Annotated in this window: 9 protein-coding genes; 7 read left to right on the top strand and 2 right to left on the bottom strand. The window is 75.7% G+C overall.

What is annotated here, in order from left to right; all coding sequences use genetic code 11:
* The first annotated feature begins 30 nt into the window (after positions 1–30).
* The 7 genes from AB0883_RS26015 to AB0883_RS25985 are packed head-to-tail and all read left to right on the top strand — an operon-like array spanning position 31 to position 16708.
* Entirely contained in the window at positions 31–6570 is a 6540-nt protein-coding gene (locus AB0883_RS26015) for an amino acid adenylation domain-containing protein (protein WP_366643954.1), read from the top strand.
* On the top strand, positions 6567–9014 hold the full coding sequence (locus AB0883_RS26010; protein ID WP_366643953.1) for a beta-ketoacyl synthase N-terminal-like domain-containing protein: 2448 nt from the start codon (positions 6567–6569) through the stop codon (positions 9012–9014). Before AB0883_RS26015 ends, AB0883_RS26010 begins: the two co-directional genes overlap by 4 nt.
* 4 nt (positions 9015–9018) lie before the next feature.
* Positions 9019–10038 (top strand): LLM class flavin-dependent oxidoreductase, encoded by a 1020-nt coding sequence (locus AB0883_RS26005; RefSeq protein WP_366643952.1) that lies wholly within the window; start codon positions 9019–9021, stop codon positions 10036–10038.
* The gene (locus AB0883_RS26000) at positions 10035–11630 is read left to right on the top strand and encodes an MBL fold metallo-hydrolase (RefSeq protein WP_366643951.1); all 1596 of its coding nucleotides are present in this window, start codon (positions 10035–10037) and stop codon (positions 11628–11630) included. The genes AB0883_RS26005 and AB0883_RS26000 overlap by 4 nt, the downstream gene beginning before the upstream one ends.
* Positions 11627–15181 (top strand): CocE/NonD family hydrolase, encoded by a 3555-nt coding sequence (locus AB0883_RS25995; protein WP_366643950.1) that lies wholly within the window; start codon positions 11627–11629, stop codon positions 15179–15181. Before AB0883_RS26000 ends, AB0883_RS25995 begins: the two co-directional genes overlap by 4 nt.
* Complete coding sequence (locus AB0883_RS25990) at positions 15178–16479, top strand: aspartate aminotransferase family protein (RefSeq protein WP_366643949.1); 1302 nt, start codon at positions 15178–15180, stop codon at positions 16477–16479. The genes AB0883_RS25995 and AB0883_RS25990 overlap by 4 nt, the downstream gene beginning before the upstream one ends.
* A gap of 10 nt (positions 16480–16489) precedes the next feature.
* On the top strand, positions 16490–16708 hold the full coding sequence (locus AB0883_RS25985; protein WP_366643948.1) for an MbtH family NRPS accessory protein: 219 nt from the start codon (positions 16490–16492) through the stop codon (positions 16706–16708).
* 150 nt (positions 16709–16858) lie between these two features.
* On the opposite strand, the gene AB0883_RS25980 is transcribed toward AB0883_RS25985, so the two are convergent.
* Both AB0883_RS25980 and AB0883_RS25975 read right to left on the bottom strand, forming a co-directional pair.
* Positions 16859–19147 (bottom strand): condensation domain-containing protein, encoded by a 2289-nt coding sequence (locus AB0883_RS25980; RefSeq protein WP_366643947.1) that lies wholly within the window; start codon positions 19145–19147, stop codon positions 16859–16861.
* Positions 19144–19635: phosphopantetheine-binding protein (locus tag AB0883_RS25975; RefSeq protein ID WP_366643946.1), on the bottom strand; the 492-nt coding region annotated here is incomplete at its 5' end. The genes AB0883_RS25975 and AB0883_RS25980, both read right to left, overlap by 4 nt.

Genomic DNA, 19635 nt, shown 5'->3' with positions numbered 1-19635 from the left:
CCGACCCCTGTGCAGCGAGTGGAGAGCCAGATGACCGAGCACCACGGCGCGTTGACCCACGAGGCGACCGACGTCGTCAACCTGGGCGCCGCCCTGTCCCACCAGGCGCGGGTCCAGCCCGGCAGCCCCGCCCTGCACCTGGTGGCCGAGGACGGTTCGGCCGAGACGGTGGACTACGCCACGCTCGACGCCCGGGCCCGCCGGGTCGGCGCGGCCCTGGCCGGGCACTGCCGCCCCGGTGACCGGGTGCTGATGCTCGTCGGGGCGGGGGTCGACTTCCTCGCCGGCTTCTTCGGTTGCCTCTACGCCGGCACCGTGCCGGTCCCGCTGGCCGCCCGGCTCAACCGGGCCAGCGCCCCGGTCGTCGCGCGGATCCTCGACGACGCGCAGGCCACGGCGGTGCTGGCCGCCCGCGCGGTCACGAGCGCGGTGGACCTGACCACGCTCATGCCCGGTCGCCGGCTGCCGGTCCTGGAGCTCGAGGCCCTCGACGCCGCCCCCGCCGGCTGGCAGCCGGCGGTGGCCGAGGGCGGACTGGCGTTCCTCCAGTACACCTCGGGCACCACCAGCACCCCCAAGGGGGTGATGGTCAGCCACGCGAACCTGCTGGAGAACCTGCGGGCCATCCGCCGCTCCTTCGGCTTCGACGACGCGACGGTGATGGCCTCCTGGCTGCCCCCGCACCACGACATGGGCCTGATCGGCACCCTGCTCACCCCCGTCTACCTCGGGGTGCCGACGGTGCTGATGGACCCGGCGACGTTCATCCGCACCCCGGTGCGGTGGCTCCAGGCGATCAGCCGGTACCGGGCCACCATCAGCGGCGGGCCCAACTTCGCCTACGACCTGTGCGTACGGAAGGTCGCCGAGGTCGACCGGGCCGCCCTGGACCTCAGTTCCTGGCGGGTGGCCTTCAACGGCGCCGAGCCCGTACGCGCGGCGACCCTGCGCGCCTTCGCCGAGGCGTTCGCCCCGCACGGATTCGACGAGCGGGCCTTCCTGCCCTGCTACGGGCTGGCCGAGGCGACGCTGCTGGTCGCCGGGCGGGCCCGGCCGCGGCGGCCCGTCGTGACCACGGTGGCCGACCCGGAACCCCACCGTCCCGGCACGGAGGTGGTCGGCTGCGAGATCCTGCCCGAGGCGGAGGTCCGCATCGTCGACCCGACCGGCCACCCCGTCCCCGACGGCACCGCCGGCGAGATCTGGGTGCGTGGCGGCAGCGTCGTCGACGGGTACTGGAACCGGCCGGAGGAGTCCGCGCGGACCCTGCACGCCACCCTCGGCGGCGACCCCGACGACGGCCCCTACCTGCGCACCGGCGACCTCGGCTTCCGCCAGGACGGTCACCTCTACGTCCGCGGCCGGATCAAGGAGACGGTGGTCGTCCGCGGCCAGAACCACTACCCGGACGACATCGAGCAGACCGTCCGCGCCGCCTGCCCCCGCCTCGGCGGGCGGATCGCGGCGTTCGGCGTGGAGGTCGCCGACGACGCCCACGGCGTGGGCGAGGCCGTGGTCCTGTGGTACGAGACCCGCTCCGACAGGGCGGCGGACGAGGCGCCGGCCATCGCCGAGGCGGCCCGCCGGGCCGTGGTGACCGTCCACGGCCTGGACCTGCACCGGGTGCTGGCCGTGCCGCCCGGCACCATTCCCGTCACCACCAGCGGCAAGACCCGGCGCGGCGACTGCGCGCGGGCGTACGCCGCGGGCAGCGCCAAGATCGTCGCGGACGACCCCCTGCGCCCGGCGGCGCGTCCCGCCCCGGCCGCCGCACCGGCGCAGGCGCAGCGGCTGCGCGTCCTGGCCGGCGGGCTGCTCGACGTCGACCCGGAGCGGATCGACCCGGAGCGTTCCCTGCCGGAACTCGGGTTCGACTCGCTGCGGGCGGTGGAGCTGCAACACCTGATCGAGGGGGAGTGGGGCGTCCGCCCGGCCCTGACCGACCTGCTGGGCGACAGCACGGTGGCCGAACTGGCCGCCGCGCTGCCGGCCGCGCCCGCGCCGGCCGACCCGCCGGCCGCCCCGGCCGCCGCCGACCGGCCCTACCCGCTGTCGTACGGCCAGCGCGCGATCTGGTTCCAGGGCGCCCTCGCCGAGGACCCGGCCAACCTCAACCTGTGCCGCGCGGTGACCGTCGACGGCGAGCTGGACGCCGCGGCGCTGGCCCGCGCCGTCCGCGACCTCGGCGTCCGGCACCCGGCCCTGCTCACCCGCTACGACGACTCCGGCGCCGAGGTGACCCAGCGGGTGGCCGACGACGCCGAGGTGACGCTGGAGGTGCGCGACGCGGCGGGCTGGCCGGCGGGCCGGCTCGACGAGGAGATCGAGGCGGAACTCGGGGTCGGCTTCGACGGCCCGCCCCTGCTGCGCGCCGTGCTGTTCCGGCACGCGGCCGACCGCCACACGCTGCTGCTGTGCACCCACCACAGCGTGATGGACGTGTGGTCGCTGGCGGTGCTGGTCGAGGACCTGGCGACCGGCTACGGCCGGCACGCCGCCGGGGACGCGGCGGCACCGCCCGCACCCACCGCCCACCCGGCCGAGTTCGCCGCCTGGCAGCGCTCCTTCCTGGACACTCCGGTCGGCCGGGAGCTGACCGCGACGTGCCAGGCGCAGGTCGCCGACCTCGTGCCGCTGGACCTGCCGACCGACCGGCCCCGCCCGTCGGTGCGTACCTTCCGGGGCGCCGCCCACGCCTTCCGGCTCGACGCCGACCTGTGCGCCGGGATCGACGCGCTCGCCGCCTCGCACGGGGTCAGCCGCACCGCCGTGCTGTTCGCCGGCTACGCGGCGGTGCTGTCGCGCTACGCCGGCCAGGCGGCGTTCCCGCTGGGCTTCGTGCACGCCGGCCGGGTCCGCGGCCGCTTCGCCGATCTGGTCAGCTACCTGGTCAACCCGCTGCCGGTGCCGGTGGACCTGTCCGCCGACCCGGAGTTCGGGGCCCTCGCGCGGGCGGCCCACGACGCGGTGCTGGCCGCCTCGGACCGCGCCGAGGTGCCGTTCGGGCGGATCGTCGAGGGGCTCGGGCAGGCCGCCGACGCCAGCCGCGGCGCGCTGCTCAGCGCGGCCTTCGCCTACCAGCACGGCCGCGGCACCGACCGGCTCGGGCTCACGCCGATGGTGCTCAACCACGAGGGGGCGCTGGGGGACTGGGCCGGGCTGCGGGTGCGCAGCCGGCCGGTGCGGCAGCGGGCCACCTACTACGACCTCTCGCTCTACCTGGGCGAGCACGGCGGCGAACTGCTCGGCACCTTCGACTACAGTACCGACCTGTTCGACGCCGACACCATGGGCGTGCTGGCCGAGGCGCTGACCGCGCTGCTGTCCGCGGCCGTCGCGGCGCCGGCCACCCCGGTCGGCGCCCTGCCGCTGCTCGGCGCCGGGCGGCACCGGCAGGTGCTGGTGGAGTGGAACGACACGACGGCCGACTACGACACCGACCGGTGCGCGCCCGAGATCGTGGCCGAGCAGGCCCGGCGGACCCCGGACGCGCCGGCCGCGATCGACGACACCACCCGGCTCACCTACGCCGAGCTCAACGCGGCGGCGAACCGGCTGGCCCACCGGCTGATCCGGCTGGGCGCCGGTCGGGGCACCCGGGTCGGCCTGCTGGTGCCCCGCTCCACGGTCAGCCTCACCGCCGTGCTGGCGATCCTCAAGACCGGCGCCGCCTACGTGCCGCTCGACCCGTCGTACCCGGTGGAGCGGCTGCGGTTCATGCTCGCCGACTCCGGGGCCCGGCTGCTCGTCGCCGCCCCCGGCGCGGCCGGCGGCCTCCCGGACGTCGAGGTGGTCGACCCGGCCGAGGAGTCGCTCGCGGCCGAGGACGACCGCGACCCGCGGCCGACGGCCCACCCCGACGACGTGGCCTACGTCGTCTACACCTCCGGGTCCACCGGCACCCCGCAGGGCGTACTCGGCCTGCACCGGGGCATCGTCAACCGGCAACGGTGGATCATGGACCGCTTCCCGATGGGGCCGGACGAGGTGGGCAGCCACAAGACCTCGCTGAGCTTCTTCGACTCCGGCGGCGAGATGTTCCTCCCGCTCTTCGCCGGCGCCCCGGTCGTCGTGGTGCCCGAGGACGTCGGACGCGACCCGGTCCGCCTGGTCGACCTGCTCGCCCGGCACCGGGTCACCCGCCTGGTGGCCGTACCGTCGTTGCTGCGGGCGATCCTGGACGGCGTCGCCGACGCCGGCGAGCGCCTGTCGGCGCTGCGCTACTGCCACTCCAGCGGAGAGGCGCTCACCCCGGACCTGGCCGCGCGGTGGCTGGCGGCTCTGCCCGGCTGCGTCCTGGTCGACCTCTACGGCTCGTCGGAGATCTCCGCCGACGTGACCCTGGACGTGGTCACCGGCCCGGAGCGGGTCGGCAGCGTCGGGCGGCCCATCGGCAACACCAGGATCTACGTCCTGGACGAGGCCATGCGGCCGGTGCCGCCCCGCTTCGCCGGCGAGGTGTACGTCGGCGGGGCCGGCCTGGCCCGTGGCTACCTCGACCAGCCGGCGTTGACGGCGGCACGGTTCCTCCCCGACCCGTACGGGACCGGTGGGCGGCTGTTCCGCACCGGCGACCGGGGCCGGTGGAGCCACGACGGGCGGCTGGAGTTCCTGGGCCGGGCCGACCACCAGGTGAAGGTCCGCGGCTTCCGGATCGAGCTGGGCGAGATCGAGGCGACGCTGCGGGCCCACCCCGGGGTCGCCGCCGCCGTGGCCGCGCTCGCCCAGGCGCCCGGCGGCGGCGAACAGCGGATCGTCGCGGCCGTCGTGCCCCGCCGCCGGGGCGACTCGTCCCGGCCGGCGCCGGCCGGCTCGGACCCGGGCGGGGCGCCGGCCACCACCCGGGTGTCGGACTGGCGGCTGCTCTACGACCGGATGTACACCGAGGCCGGTCCCGCCGAGGAGGCCCAGCAGGCGATCTGGACCAGCAGCTACACGGGCGCGCCGTTCACCGACGTCGAGATGGGCGAGTGGATCGACCAGGCGGTCCGGCGGATCCGGGAGCTGCGTCCCCGCCGGCTGCTGGAGCTGGGCTGCGGCACGGGCAACCTGACCCTGGCGCTGGCGCCGGACTGCGAGGCGTACGTCGGCACGGACTTCTCCGCCGCCGGCCTCAAGGTGCTCGAACAGCGGCTCGACGCCGAGGGGGTGGACCGGGACACGGTCACGTTGCTGCTGCGCGAGGCCGACGACCTCACCGGCATCGAGGCCGGCAGCTTCGACACGGTCGTGCTGCACTCGGTGACCCAGTACTTCCCGAACCACGACTACCTGCGCGGGGTGCTGCGCGCGGCGGTCACCGCGGCCTCGCCGGGCGGGCGGATCTACCTCGGCGACGTACGCGACCTGGACCTGCTGGAGGTGTTCCACGCCTCGGTGGAGCTGGGCGGCGACCCGGAACCCGGGCTGACCGTCGCCGAGCTGCGCCGCCGCGTCGCCGCCCGGGTGCGCGCCGACGACGAGCTGGTGCTGGCCCCGGACCTGTTCCTCACCGCGCCGGACTGGCTGCCCGGGGTGACCGGGGCGGAACTGCACCTCAAGCGCGGCCGGCAGGCCAACGAGCTGAGCGCGTTCCGCTACGACGTCGTCCTGCACGTGGGCACCGCCCCCGACGGCGACGCCGCCGGGCCGGTCGAGCCGGTGCGGCTGGACTGGACGCGCGACGGGCTGGACGTCGCCCGGCTGCGGAGCCTGCTGCGCGGCAACCGCAACCGGCCGGTCGAGGTGCGCGACGTGCCGAACGCGCGGCTCGTCACGGTCGCCGGCCCCGTGCGCCGGCTGGCCGGTCTCGCCGATCCGGACCCGGTGAGCCGTCCGGCGGGCGAGCTGCCGCCCGGGGTCGACCCGGAGGACTGCTGGAGCATCGGCGAGGCGCTGGGGCGGCGGACCGCCGTGGTGCCGTCGACCGCCCGCGACCCGTACACGATGGACCTGCGGTTCTGGCCCGCCGCCCGACCGGACGACGCGGTCGGCTGGACCCCGCCCGGGATCCGGCGCGCCGACTGGCCGGAACTGGCCAACGACCCGCTGGGCGCGACCGCGCGGCGGGACCTGCTGCACGACCTGCGCACCCACCTGCGGCAGCGGCTGCCGGAGTTCATGGTGCCGCTGCTGCACCTGGTCGACGAGCTGCCCACCACGGCGACCGGCAAGGTGAGCCGGCGCGCCGTCGCGGCCGAGGCCACCGAGGCGCTGGCCCGGCTGGGCGCGGGCGCCGCGGCCCGGCCGCTCGCCCCGGCGGCCGGTGGGCTCCAGGCCCAGGTCACCGAGATCTGGCTGGACGTCCTCGGCGTCGGCGCCGTCGGGCTCGACGACAACTTCTTCGACGTCGGCGGCAACTCGCTGAGCCTGGTCCAGGTGCACATCCGCCTCCAGGAACTCCTCGGCCGGCAGTTCCCGCTGGTCGACCTGTACGAGCACACCACCGTGCGCAAGCTCGCCGAGCACCTCGGCGGGCCCGCGCGCCCGGCGACGGACCCGCCCGTCGACCCGGGGCCCGACCGCAACGAGCAGGTGGCCAACCGCCGCCGGCTGATGCGCCAGCGTATTCAGGAAGTGGGAAGTCGATGAGCAGCGAGATGGACATCGCGGTCGTGGGGATGAGCGGACGGTTTCCGGGCGCGGCGAACGTCGCCGAGTTCTGGGAGCTGCTCCGCGGCGGCGTCGACGCCGGCCGCGAGCTGACCGCCGCCGAGCTGGACGCCGTCCCGGCCGAGGAACGCGCCGACCCGGCGTACGTGCCGGTGTGGTCCGGCATCGAGGGCGCCGACCGGTTCGACGCGCAGTTCTTCGGCTACTCGCCGACGGACGCGACGCTGATCGACCCGCAGCACCGGATCCTGCTGGAGTGCGCCTGGGAGGCGTTGGAGGACGCCGGCTACGACAGCCGCCGCTTCCCCGGCGACATCGCCGTGTACGCCGGGTGCGGCCTGAACCAGTACCTGCTCTACCACCTGCTGCCCCAGCAGGAGCTGGTCGACTCCGCCGGCCGCCTCGGCATGGCCGTCGCCAGCGACAAGGACAACCTGGCCACCCGCATCTCGTACAAGCTCGACCTGACCGGGCCCAGCATGACGGTGCAGACCAACTGCTCCTCGGCCCTGGTCGGGCTGCACCACGCGATCAGCAGCCTGCTCGACTACCAGTGCGACATGGCGATCGTGGGCGCGGTCAGCGTCAAGAACCCGGTGCCCCGCGGCTACCGGCACGAGGCCGACGGCGTCAACTCGCCCGACGGCCGCTGCCGGGCCTTCGACGCCGAGGCCGCCGGCTACCACCTGGGCGACGGCGCCGGCGTGGTGGTGCTGCGCCGCCGCGAGGACGCCGAGGGCGCCGGCGACCGGATCTACGCCCTGGTCAAGGGCTCGGCGGTGAACAACGACGGCGCCGGCAAGGTCAGCTTCGTGGCGCCCGGCCGGTCGGGCCAGGTGCGGGTGATCCGCCGGGCGCTGCGGGTCGCCGACGTCGAGCCGAGCTCCATCCAGTACGTCGAGGCCAACGGCAGCGGCACCCTGATGGGTGACTCGATCGAGGTGTCCGCCCTGGAGGAGGCGTACGGCGCCGCCGGCGGCCCGGGCACCGGGTGGGCGATCGGCTCGGTCAAGCCGAACGTCGGCAACCTCGACACCGCCTCCGGCGTGACCTCGCTGATCAAGGCGGTCCTCGCCATCCACCACGGCGAGCTGCCGCCGTCGATCCACTACCGCAAGCCCAACCCGCAGACCTCGCTCGACCGGGGCCCGTTCCGCGTCAACGACATGCTGCGGGACTGGCCCGAGGGCACCGGGCCGCGCCGGGCGGCGGTCAGCTCGTTCGGCGTCGGCGGCACCAACGCCCACGTCATCCTCGAACAGGCGCCGCCGCCCGCGCCGCCGGGGCCGAACCCGCCGGCCGTGCTGCTGGCCGTCTCCGCGGCCGGCGGCGAGGCGCTGGCCGCCGCCGCCGGGCGGCTCGCCGGGCACCTCGGGCGCCATCCCGAGCAGGCCCTCGCCGACGTCGCCTACACCAGCCAGGTCGGCCGGCGCGCGTTCCGGCACCGGGCCTTCGTGGTGGCCGCCGACGTCGATGAGGCGGCCCGCGCGCTGTCCGCCGTCGGTGCGGGCGAGGCGTCGCCGGAGGCCGCCACCGTGGCGTACGCGTTCCCCGCCACCTGTCCCGACCTGGCCGCGCTGTGCGACGCCCTGCCCCGGCTGCGGGCGGAGCTCGACCGGGTGGCCGGTGAGCTGGGCGTCGACCCGGGTGCCGGCGCGACCGGGAACGACGCCGCCACCGTCACCGGGCAGCTCGCGCTCGCCCGGCTGCTGGGCGCCTGCGGCGTGACCCCGGTCGCCGCCCACGGTGAGGGCCCGGGCGCCGTGACGGCCGCCGTCGTCGACGGCCGCTGGACGGTGGCGGAGGCCGGGCGCGCGCTGCGCGCCGGCACCCAGCCGCCGGCGCCGGCCGGGGCACCGGCCCAGGCCGACCTGACGCTGGCCGTCGGCCCGGCCGAGGCGGCGACGCTGGCCCTGACCGACGACGCCGGCAGCCTCCGTGGGCTGCTCGGCACGCTCGGCGAGCTGTGGCGCCGGGGCGTCGAGGTGGACTGGGCCGCCCTGCACGAGGGCGCGTCGCGGCGTCGCGTCGGCCTGCCGACGTACCCGTTCCAGCGCTCGCGGCACTGGGTCGACCCGGTGGCCGTGGCGCCCGTGACCGGCCCGACGCCGGCGGCCCCGCCCGCCGACGCCCAGCCGGCGGCCGGTTCGGTCCTGGAGGAGGCGGTGGCCGCCGTGTGGCGCCGCCGGCTCGGGGTGGACCGGATCGGGCCGCACGACTCGCTGCTGATGCTCGGCGCGGACTCGCTCAGCGCGGCCCGCACGCTGCGGGACCTCGCCCAGGCCTTCCACGTCGAGCTGCAACTCGGCGTGTTCCTGCAGAACCCCACCGTCGCCGCGCTCGCCGAGGTGATCGACGGCAAGCTGCGCGAGGCGCAGGAGATCCGGGCCGCGCTCGCCGCGGTCACCGAAGAGGGAGCGTGAGGCCGTGCCCGACGTCAGCTTCATCACCGTGGTGCCCCGGGTCCGTGACCTGACCGCGTACGCGGACACGGCGATGTCCGTCATCCGCCGCACCGACGCGGCCGACCTCGACGGGGTGCTCATCTTCACCGGCAGCGGCGCGGTGCTGGACCCCTGGATCCTGGCGACCGCCGCGGCGGCCGGCACCACCCGGCTCAGCCCGCTGGTCGCGGTGAACCCCGTCTACCAGCACCCGTTCACCGCGGCCCGGATGGTCGCCTCGCTCGGCCTGCTCTACCAGCGGCGGATCGACCTCAACCTGATCACCGGCACCGCCGTGAGCGACCTGGACGCGCTCGGCGACCGGCTGGACCACGACGACCGGTACGCGCGCCTCGCCGAGTACGTCGAGATCATGATGGGGGTGCTGGGCAGCCGCCGCCCGTTCAGCTTCGACGGGCGGTTCTACCAGGTGTCCCGGTTGCAGCTCACGCCCGGCCTGCCCGCGCACCTGCTGCCGCGGCTGTTCGTCGCGGGACAGTCCCCGGCCGCCCGGCAGGTGGCCGAGCGGGTGGGCGCCACCAGCATCCAGATGCTGACGGCGGCCCGGCCCGACGCCGACGGCGCGCCGGGCGCGCTGAACTTCGGGCTGCTGACCCGGGCGACGGCCCAGGAGACCGAGCGGGCCGCCGAGGCCCGGTTCCCGGAGGACCCGGACGGCGCGAAGATCACCGCGGTCACCATGGCCAACACCGACTCCGTCTGGAAGCAGCGGCTCTTCGCCGAGGCGGAGGCCGGCCACGGCGCCGTCACCGTCGACCCGGCGTACCGGCTCGCGCCGTTCCGCTCCGGCCAGGCGGACGGGCCGTACCTGGTGGCCGACCACGCCGGCGCCGTCGAGCGGCTGCTGGGCATGATCCGGGCCGGGGTACGCACCTTCGTGCTGGACACCCCCACCGACGACGAAGACTTCCACAACCTCGCACAGGTCGTCCGGACCGTCCGTGACCGACTGCGGGTCGACCCGACCGGGGGAGAACGATGAACCAGCCCTTCGCCAGCCACGACCTCGTCCACGCCCGGCCCAACCTGGCGCTGGAACCGCTGATCCACCGGTACTACGCCTGGCTGAACCTGGTGTCGCCGGTGCCGGCGGCGATGAACTTCGCCAAGCTGCACGTGCCGCTGCTGCGCTCGTTCCTCGACGCGCCGGCGCTGCACCGCCGCTCGGCCCGGGACCCGAAGCTGCGCGGCGGCATGTTCGTCGACCTCGAGGACGACCACCTCGACGGGGTGTCCGACCTCGTCGGCCGGCTCGCCGACGGGCCGATGCCGGACCTGTCGGCGGCCATGGACGAGCTGACGGTCAACCTGGAGAAGCTCGCCGACGGGTTCGACCTGACGCCTCGCTACGGCGAGATCCCGCCGGCCCTGCGCGGCTACGTCGAGCTGGTCTACGACCTCAACGACCACGCCCGGATCCGGCTCGCCGAGCGGATGCTCTACCGGTCGCGGCACTTCGACGAGACCGCCCACTCGGTGGACCTGTCGCTGGCCACCGGCGACGAGCGGCCCTTCGCGATGACCACCCCGCGGTTCCCCGGCAACGGGCACGTGCAGGCCACCATGCCGCTGCGTGATCCCCGCATCGACCTGCTCTTCTCCACCATGACCACGGCCCGGCCCTTCGGCGAGCTGCGGGAGGCGTTCGACGTCTCCGACGCCGACCTGGCGACGTTCAGCGGGCTGTTCTCGGCCGAGCCGGGCGGGAGCCCGGACCGCAACCTGGACGGCCCGGGGCTGCGGGTGCGCTACTTCGGGCACGCCTGCGTGGTGGTGCAGTCCGGCCCGGTCACCGTGATGACCGACCCGTTCCTGTCCGACGCCCTGGGCGACGGTGACCGGTACGCCTACGCCGACCTGCCCGACGTCATCGACTACGTGCTCATCACGCACGGGCACCAGGACCACCTCGAACTGGCCACCCTGCTGAAGCTGCGGCACCGCATCGGCACGGTCGTCGTGCCGAAGACCGCCGCCGGTGCGTTGCAGGACCCGTCGTTGCGGCTGTGCCTGGAGGCGCTCGGCTTCCCCAACGTGGTCGACGTGGAGCCGGGCGAGACCATCGAGCTGCCCGACGGCCAGATCGTGGTCTGCCCCTTCGTCGGCGAGCACTGCGACCTCGACATCGCCGCGAAGGTGACCTACTCGGTGCGTACCGGCGGGAAGAACCTCTACTTCGGCGCGGACAACCGCTGCGTGGACCCGGCGCTGTTCGGCCACATCCACGACATGATCGGCGACGTCGACATGGCCTTCCTCGGCATGGAGTGCGACGGCGCCCCGCTGTCCTGGATGTACGGTCCGCTCTTCTCCCGCCGCATCGACCAGAAGATGAGCCGCAGCCGCAAGCTCAACGGCTCCGACGCCGTCGAGGCCATGGGCATCGTGCGGCGGCTGCGGGCCCGGCAGGCGTACGTGTACGCGATGGGCCGCGAGCCCTGGCTGGTGTTCGTCATGGCGACGAACTACACCGACGAGTCGTACCAGCTCAAGCAGATGGCGGAGTTCTTCCAGCGCTGCGCCGACGTCGGCGTGCCGGCGCGGGAACTCTACGGACGGGCCGACCTGGCATGAGCCGCAGCTGGACGTGCCAGTCCCGGTACGTGGCCACGCGCGACGGGACCCGGCTGGCCGCGTACGTCTTCCGGCCGGTCGGCCAGCGTGACCCCGCGCCCGTCGTCTGGGCCCACGACCGCTACCACCAGGTGTCGCCGCGCCCCGGGCGCGACGACTTCCTGGCCGTGGTGCGCGCCGAACTGGCGGACGTCGACCTCACCGACATCGAGGACCTCGGGGTGGCCGAGGTGGCCCCCGGGGAGGTGACGCTGCGGGCCTTCCCGGTCGCGCAGCGCCTGCTGGCCCGGGGCTACGTCGTGGTGGTGGTGGACAGCCGGGGCAGCGGCGCGTCGTTCGGCACCAGCGACGGCCCGTTCGGCACGGCCGAGGCGACCGACACGTACGACGTCACCGAGTGGATCGCCGCCCAGCCCTGGTGCGACGGCCGGGTGGGCATGTTCGGCCGCTCCTACCTCGGGGTGTCGCAGTACCTGGCGGCGAGCACCGCCCCGCCGCACCTGGTGGCGATCTTCCCGCAGATGGCGCTGTTCGACCTGTACCGCTTCGCGTGGGACGGCGGGGTGTTCCGGGACGACTTCGCCCGCGCCTGGGGCGAGGACGTGCGCGAACTCGACCTGCGCGGTCCGGTCGCGCCCCTCGACGACGACCCGGACGGTCTCCTGCTGGCCGCCGCCCGTGAGCAGCACGTGGCGAACCGGGACGTCCGGACGATGTTCGCCGGCCTGCCCGCACGCGAGTCGCGGCTGGCCGACACCGGCGAGGCGGCGTACCTGACCCGCAGCCCGTCGGCGCTGCTGGAGGCGATCAACGCCTCCGGGGTCGCCGTCTACCACCTGGGCGGCTGGCACGACGTCTGGGCGCGCGACGCGACCGAGTGGGCCCGCCGGCTGACCGTGCCGCACCGGGTGGTCATCGGCCCCTGGGCGCACACCGGCGGGGTGCTGGGCGGCGCCGGCTACAACCTGGCCGACGAGCACGTGCGCTGGTTCGACCACTGGCTGCGGGGCCGGGACACCGGGATCATGGACGGCCCGGCCGTCCGGTACCACGTGCTGGGCGCCGACGGGTGGCGTACCGCCCGGTCCTGGCCGCCGGAGCCGGCGACGACCGGCACGTGGCACCTCGGTCCGGCCGGCGAGCTGGGACCGGAACCCCGGGCCGGCGAGGCCCGGCGGTACGAGGTGGACTACGCCACCACGTCCGGCAAGACCAGCCGGTGGGCCAGCGGCTACGGCTCGCCCTTCCAGCGACCCGACCTGACCGACAACGACACCCGGGCGTTGTGCTGGACCTCCGACCCGCTGACCGAGGCGGTCGAGCTGGTCGGCGCCCCGGTGCTGTGCCTGGCGGCCCGGGTCACCGACGGCCCGGCGGACGTCTTCGCCTACCTGGAGTCGGTCGCCCCCGACGGCACCTCGCTGTACGTCACCGAGGGCTGCGGCCAGGTCGACGGCGCTCCCGGCGACGCCCGCCTCGAGATCGAGCTGCACCCGATCGCCTACCGGTTCGCGGCGGGCGAGCGGATCCGGCTGGCGATCACCGGGGCGGACGCCGACAACGCGCTGACCGTCCCCCGGGACGTGGCGCCGGTGCTGACGGTGCGGCACGACGCCGACGCCGCCCCGACGCTGGAGCTGCCCCGCGTGGTGGCCCCCGAACGGCGGGACGCCGACGACGTCACGGCGCCGCTGTCGGTGGCGCAGCGGGCGATCTGGCTGGCCGAGCAGGCCGGCACGAGCGGGGCGGCGTACCACCTCGACGCGGCGGTCGAGCTGACCGGGGCCGTGGACGCCGGCGCGCTGCACGCGGCGGTGGACGAGATCGTCCGCCGGCACGAGGCGTTGCGTACCACCATCGTCGAAATCGACGCGGAGCCGGTCCAGCGGATCCATCCGGCGGCGCCGCTGACCATCGCGCGCCTGGACCTCACCGACGCGCCCGCGGACGGCTGGGCCAGCGACCCACGGGTGACGGAGTTCCGGGACCGCCGGTGGGACCTCGGCCGGGAGTGGCCGATCCGGGTCGCGACCGCGCTGCTGCCCAGCGGCCGGACGGCGCTGCTGCTGGTGGTCCACCACGTCGCCGCCGACCCGACGGCGGCGGAGATCTTCTTCGCCGAACTGGCCCGGCTCTACCCCTCCCACGCGCTGGGCGAGCCGGTCCGGCTGCCGGACGTGCCGTGCCGGTACGCGGACGTGGCCCGCCGCCAGCAGGCCGAACTCGCCGGGCCCGGCATGGCCGACCAGCTCGCCCGGTGGCGGCGCTACCTGGACGGGGCCCCACAGGTGATCTCCCTGCCGACGGACCGGCCCCGGCCGCCGGTCCTCGACCACCGGGGCGGGTCGGTGCGCTTCACCGTCGACGACGCCCTCGCCGCCCGGCTCGTGTCGGCCGCCGCCGCGGCGCGGACCAGCCCGTTCACGCTGCTGACCGCCGCGTTCGCCCGCACCCTGAGCGCGTACGGCGCGGGCGACGACCTGCTGATCGGCACGCCGAGCCTGCAACGCGACGACGAGTCGACCCGCGACCTGATCGGCTGCCTGGTCAACCTGCTGCCGTTGCGGGTCCGGGTCGACCGGGACGCCACCGTGGCCCAGTTCCTGCACGACGTGCGGGGCAGCGTGCTGACCGCGCTGGAGCTGCGCCGGGTGCCCTTCGACACGCTGGTGGGCGAGCTGCGCCCGCGCCGCGACCCGGCGGTCTCCACGCTGGTGCAGGTCTGCGTCCGGTACGGCCGGGCGGTGCCGGACCGGTTCCGGCTCGGCGAGGTCGAGGCGGTCCGGCTGGAACCGCCGGAGTGGACGTCGGCGAAGTACGACCTGGCGCTGGCCGTGAACCAGGTCGGCGAGGACCGGATGGTGGGCAGCCTGGACTTCCGGCTCGCCCTGTTCGACCGGGCCACCGTCCAGCGGATCCTCGACTCGACGCTGACCGTGCTCGACCAGCTCGTCGCCGGCCAGGACCGGCGGGTGGGCGAGCTGTCCGCGATGCCCCGCCGGGAGCTGCGCGCCGTGCTCGACGGCTGGAACCCGGCGCGGCTGCCGGACGCGCTGGCCGGCCAGGACGGCCTGCCGGCCGTGGCCCGCTGCTACGTCCTCGACGACCGCGCGCGACCCGTGCCGGTGAACACCCCGGGGCGGCTGTGGGTCAGCGGCGCCGGCGACGTCGACGACCCGTACGCCGCGACGCCGGGCGTGCGGATGCGGGACACCGGGGCCACCGTGCGGTGGACCACGGCGGGACGGCTGGAACTGGTGCCACCCGCGACGCCCCCGGGGGAGCCGCCCGCCGCGGCGGGCCCGGCGACCGACGACGGTCGGTCCGAGGTGCTCGACCAGCTCGGGCAGATCTGGGCCGCCCTGCTCCAGGTCGACGGCGTCGATCCCGGGGACGACTTCTTCGACCTGGGCGGCGACTCGCTCTTCGCGATCCGCCTGATCGGTCGGATCCGCAAGGCGTACCAGGTCCGGCTCTCCCTGCAGGACGTCTTCGCGGCGCCGACGCTGGCCGAGCAGGTCGACCTGGTCCGTGAACGGCGCGCGTCGTGACCGGGCCCGTCTTCTACCCCTGGTCCGCCCAGGAGGAGATCGACCCGGTCCGCGTCGCCGGCGGCGCGGGCAGCTGGTTCTGGGACGACCGGGGCAACCGGTGGCTCGACCTGCACGCCCAGATGGGCAACCTGCACCTGGGCCACCAGCACCCGGCCCTGGTCGCGGCGCTGCGTGAGCAGGCCGGGCGGCTGTGCACGATCGCGCCGTCGTTCGCGGTCGACATCCGCGACGAGGCGGCCCGGGCGATCGTCGAGGTCGCCCCGGGGGACCTGGAGACGGTCCTGTTCACCACCGGCGGCGCGGAGGCCGTGGAGCACGCGGTGCGGATGGCGCGGGTGGTCACGGGGCGGCCGAAGGTGCTCGCCGCCTACCGGTCCTACCACGGTGCCACGGCGGGGGCGCTGGCGTTGACCGGTGACCCCCGCCGCTGGCCGGTGGACACGGCCAGCGGCGGCGCCGTGCACTTCATGGGCCCGTACCCGTACCGCAGCGACTTCCACGCGGAGGACGCCGCGCAGGAGTGCGACCGGGCGCTGGAGCACCTGCGCCGGCTCGTCGGCTACGAGGGCCCGGACACCATCGCCGCGATCCTCCTCGAGCCGGTGGTGGGCAGCAACGGCGTGCTGGTCCCGCCGGACGGATACCTGGCCGGCGTCCGCCGGCTCTGCGACGAGCACGGGATCCTGCTGATCGCCGACGAGGTGATGACCGGCTTCGGCCGGTGCGGCCGGTGGTTCGCCGGCGACCTCTGGGACGTGGTGCCCGACCTGATGACCTTCGCCAAGGGGGTCAACTCCGGCTACGTGCCGGTGGGCGGCGTGCTGCTGTCCCGCGCGGTGGCCGCCCACTTCGCACACCGCCGCTACCCCGGCGGGCTCACCTACTCCGGGCACCCGCTGGCCTGCGCCTCCATCGTGGCGGCGCTGCGGGTGCTGCGGGAGGAGAACCTGGTCGACCGGGCGGCCGTACTCGGCCGGGACGTGGTGGGCCCGGCGCTGGCCGAGCTGGCCGAGCGCCACCCGATCGTCGGCGACGTACGCGGCGTCGGCCTGGCCTGGGCCGTCGAACTGGTCCGGGACCGCGCGACCCGCGAGCCCCTGGCGCCGTACGCGGCCCCGGGGACGCTGGCGCCCGAGATGGCCGCCGTCCTGGCGGCGTGCAAGCGGCAGGGCGTCTGGCCGCTGGCGGCGGGCAACCGGCTGCACCTGTTCCCCCCGCTTACCATCACGGAGGCGGAGCTGACCGACGGGATCGCCGGGATCGACCGGGCCCTGGCCATGGTGTCCGAGGTGTGAGGAGAAGAAGATGACGGTGGAGCAGCCGGAGACGGCCGAGATCTGTCGGGTCGTGGTGAACGACGAGGAGCAGTACTCGATCTGGCCGGAAGGGCGGGAGATCCCGGCGGGCTGGCGTGCCGAGGGCTTCGTCGGGCCGCGGGCCCGGTGCCTGGAGCACATCGACTCGGTGTGGACGGACATGCGCCCGCTGAGCCTGCGCCGGGCGATGGCGGCCGAGGCGCGGTAACGCGGACGGGAGGGCCGGCCGCCCGGGCGTGACCGTTCCGTCAGCGCCCGGCGGCCGTCCCGCCCAGCGCCCGAACGCACCCGCCCGCGTGGGGCCGCCGGCCACCGCCGGGCGGCCCCACGCGCGCGTCACCCGCCGGAGCGCCCGCGCTCACCGACCGTCCAGCGCGCGGGCCAGCCACCCGGCGATGCGCTCCACGGTGGGCCGGCGCAGCAGCGAGTAGTGGTCGCCCTCGTACTCGTGCACGGTGGTCCGGGCGCCCACGTAGCGCTCCCAGCGCGGCTGCCAGCGCGGCGACGCGGAGGCCTGGACGACGGTCACCGGCAGCTCCACGCCCTCCGGCCGGTACCCGGCCACGGCGGTGACGTGCCGGGCGAAGGTCTCCACCCGGCGGCGCACCTCGCGCACCGGCAGCGCCACCGGGGTCACCCCGGCGTCCACCAGCCACCGGCGCAGCAGCATCGTCTGCTCCTCGACCGGCAGCGCGGCGAGCGTCGCGGCCGTCGGCGCCGGGTGGTCCCGACCGAGGGACGCGGCGAGGTCCGCGGCGAACCGGGCCGCCACCGCGGCGTCGTCGCTCCCCTCGCCGGCCGGGCGCGCCTGCCCGGGCGCGGTGTCCACGACCACCAGCAGGTCGACGGCGCGCCCGGCCCGCACCAGCCGGCGGGACATCTCGTACGCCAGCAGGCCACCCATCGACCAGCCGCACAGACGGTACGGGCCGGCCGGCCAGCGGGCGACCAGTTCGGCCAGGTACGCCTCGGCGAGCGCGTCGACGGAGTCGCCGGTGGCGTCGGCGGCCGACTCGATGCCGACCAGGTGGTACGCGGGCAGCAGCCGGGCGAGTTCGGCGTACGCGCCGACCGTGCCGCTGACCGGGTGCGGCAGGACCAGCGGCGGACGGTCCGTCGGCCCGCCGAGGTGCACCAGCGTGCCGGACGCGGTCCCGCCCGGCCGAGCACGCGCCGCGGGCGGCGGGGCCGCCGCCCGGACGCCCGGGGCCGGCACCGGCCGGCGCACCGGCAGCGCGTCGAGGGTGGCCTGCGGGTCGGCGACGACCGCGCCCAGCAGCGCGACGAAGTCGTCGGCGACGGCGGCCAGGTCCGCCGGGTCGAACAGCTCGTCGCGCCAGGTCCAGGCCGCCACGCGCCCGCCCGAGTCGTCCGTGAGGACGTCCAGCTGCACGTCGAACTTCGCCGTGCCGGTGTCGACGTCGATCCAGGCGGTGCTCAGGCCGGCGAGCCGGGGCGGGGGCGCGGGTCGGCCCTCCACGCTGAACGCGAACTGCGAGAACGGCATCCGGCCCGGCACCCGCGCCGGACGCACCTCGTCCACGATCCGTTCGAAGGGCACCGCCATGTGGGCGTACGCCCCGAGGGTCAGGTCCCGGACCCGGTCGACCACCTCGGCGAAGGTCGGGTTCCCCCCCAGGTCGCCGCGCAGCACCACGGTGTTGACGAAGTACCCGATCCGGCTCTCGTCGGCCTCGCTCGTCCTGCCCGTCGTCGGCGACAGCACGGCGACGTCGCTGCTGCCGGTGCGCACGGACAGCAGCACCAGGTACGCGGCCAGCAGCGTCATGAACGGGGTGGCCCGCCGGGACCGGCCCAGCCGGGTCAGGGCCGTCGTCACGTCCCGGTCGAGCGGGACGTCCAGCCGCCGCCCGGCGGTCAACGCCCCGGACGCCCGGTCGCGGACGCCGGGCAGGTCCAGGTCCGGCAGGCCCGCCAGCCGCTCGCGCCAGTAGGCCAGCGCCGCGTCCGGGTCCTCCGGGTCGGCGAAGTCGTCCTCGTCGTCGTCCTCGTCGTCGGGCACCGGCGGGTCGAGGTCCGGCACCCTCCCCGCCCGCAGCGCGTCGTACGCCGTGGCGAGGTGCTCCCAGAAGACCGGGCGGGACCCGCCGTCGAAGACGATGTGGTGCACGGTGACCGCGAGCAGGTGCTCGGCGGCGCCGCAACGGATCAGCACCGCCCGTAGCAGCGGGCCGTCGGCGAGGTCGAACAGCTCGTCGTGGGCCTTCTCCAGCTCCTGCCGGATCCGCTGCTCGCGGGTCGCGGCGTCCGTCGTGCCCAGGTCGACGACCGGTAGCGGCACCGGTGCGCAGGGACCGATCCGCACGACCACCTCGTCGTCGACCATCGCGAAGGTGGCCCGGAGCAGCTCGTGCCGGTCCGTGACGGCGGCGAGCGCGCCGCGCAGGGCCGGCAGGTCCAGCTCGCCGGTCATCCGCACCACCGTCAGGATGTGGTACGCGGTGCTGGTCGGCTCCAGCTGTTGCAGGAACCAGAGCTGACGCTGGGCCACGGTGGCGGGACCGGTCGGCGCGGCGGGCAGCCGCTCGCGCAGCAGCCGCACCAGCAGCTGCCGGTGCTCCTCCGCCGGCCAGCCGGGCGGCGGTCGCAGCAGCGCGGCGACCGGGTCGGGCGGCGGGCCGCTCATCGCGGTGCTCCTGTCTCGTCGTACGGCTGGCCGGGCCGGGTGGCGGCGGCCAGCGCTCGTCGGGCCTGGTCCTCGGTGAGCGCGGCGACGGCCTCGCGCATGCCGGCCACGGTGTCCATCCAGCCGGGCCGGCGCTCGACGCGGCGCAGCTCGCCGGCCAGGCCGACGATCGTCGGGTCCCGGAACAGGGCCGCGACCGGCAGCTCGACCTCGAACGCGGCGGCGGCCTGCGCGGTGACCTGCGTGGCGAGCAGGGAGTGCCCGCCGAGGGCGAAGAAGTCGTCGCGGACGCCGATGCCCGCGACGGAGGTGCCCAGCACCGTCGCCCAGATCCCCGCGAGCTGCCGCTGCACGGCGTCGCCGGGCGGCTCGGAACGGACGGCCGCGGAATCCGGTGCGGGGAGTGCGTTGCGGTCGATCTTGCCGTTGCGGGTGAGGGGGAAGTGGGGCAGGGCGATGATGCTGTGTGGTACGAGGTGGCGGGGGAG

The sequence above is a fragment of the Micromonospora sp. NPDC047812 genome (genome assembly GCF_040704175.1).
Lineage (GTDB): Bacteria > Actinomycetota > Actinomycetes > Mycobacteriales > Micromonosporaceae > Micromonospora.
Note: the sequence above shows the minus strand (reverse complement) of the source record. Positions and strands in the feature narration are given on the sequence as shown.

Bases quoted from the DNA above. Each gene is read 5' to 3' on its own strand.
- AB0883_RS26010 (WP_366643953.1), top strand. From the start codon at position 6,567: ATGAGCAGCGAGATGGACATCGCGGTCGTGGGGATGAGCGGACGGTTT.
- AB0883_RS26015 (WP_366643954.1), top strand. From the start codon at position 31: ATGACCGAGCACCACGGCGCGTTGACCCACGAGGCGACCGACGTCGTC.
- AB0883_RS25980 (WP_366643947.1), bottom strand. From the start codon at position 19,147: ATGAGCGGCCCGCCGCCCGACCCGGTCGCCGCGCTGCTGCGACCGCCG.
- AB0883_RS25985 (WP_366643948.1), top strand. From the start codon at position 16,490: ATGACGGTGGAGCAGCCGGAGACGGCCGAGATCTGTCGGGTCGTGGTG.
- AB0883_RS25995 (WP_366643950.1), top strand. From the start codon at position 11,627: ATGAGCCGCAGCTGGACGTGCCAGTCCCGGTACGTGGCCACGCGCGAC.
- AB0883_RS26000 (WP_366643951.1), top strand. From the start codon at position 10,035: ATGAACCAGCCCTTCGCCAGCCACGACCTCGTCCACGCCCGGCCCAAC.